This is a genomic window from Vibrio sp. 1978 (assembly GCF_033344345.1).
Map to the genome: position 1 here is coordinate 1 of NZ_JAWPOP010000345.1, position 781 is coordinate 781.

A 781-nucleotide genomic window follows, 5' to 3' on the forward strand; every position below is an offset into this window, starting at 1 on the left:
TGACCATGACTAAAGCGCGTTGTGAAAATCTCGGCTTGCCGCCAATGGTGCAAGACAACAACGCGCAGTACACCACTAACTTTACCGTTTCTATCGAAGCTGCTGAAGGCGTCACCACGGGTATTTCAGCGGCTGACCGCGCACGTACCGTTCAAGCTGCGGTTGCGCCAAACGCAAAAGCGGCGGACTTGGTTCAACCGGGTCATATTTTCCCTCTTGCTGCGCAAGATGGTGGTGTATTGACTCGCGCTGGTCACACCGAAGCGGGTTGTGATTTAGCTCGCCTTGCTGGGCTTGAGCCTGCTTCTGTGATTGTTGAGATTCTAAACGACGACGGCACCATGGCTCGCCGTCCTGATCTTGAAATCTTTGCTGAAAAACACGGCTTGAAGTTAGGCACTATTGCGGACCTTATCGAATACCGCAACAACACAGAAACGACCATTGAGCGTGTAGCAGAATGCAAACTGCCAACTGAACACGGTGAGTTCACTTTGGTGACTTACAAAGACACCATCGATAATCAAGTGCATTACGCGATGTGTAAAGGTGATTTGTCTGGCGAAGCGCCGCTGGTTCGTGTGCATCTACAAGACGTATTCACCGATGTATTACGCAGTGACCGCAATGCAGAGCGCAGCTGGACACTGGATAGAGCGATGAAGCGTATCGGTGAAGAAGGTGGTGTTCTGGTTGTTCTTGGCAATGAAGAATCAACCGAGTTGCTCATCCACCGCGTGAAGATGTTCGAAGCACAAGATAAAGGCGAAGCACCGACTTT

The 781-nt window shown here is 50.8% G+C and carries 1 protein-coding gene; it reads left to right on the forward strand.

Annotated features, from left to right (window positions below; translation table 11 throughout):
• A partial coding sequence (locus R8N49_RS26535) for a 3,4-dihydroxy-2-butanone-4-phosphate synthase (protein WP_318190371.1) occupies positions 1-781 on the forward strand: 781 nt, incomplete at both ends.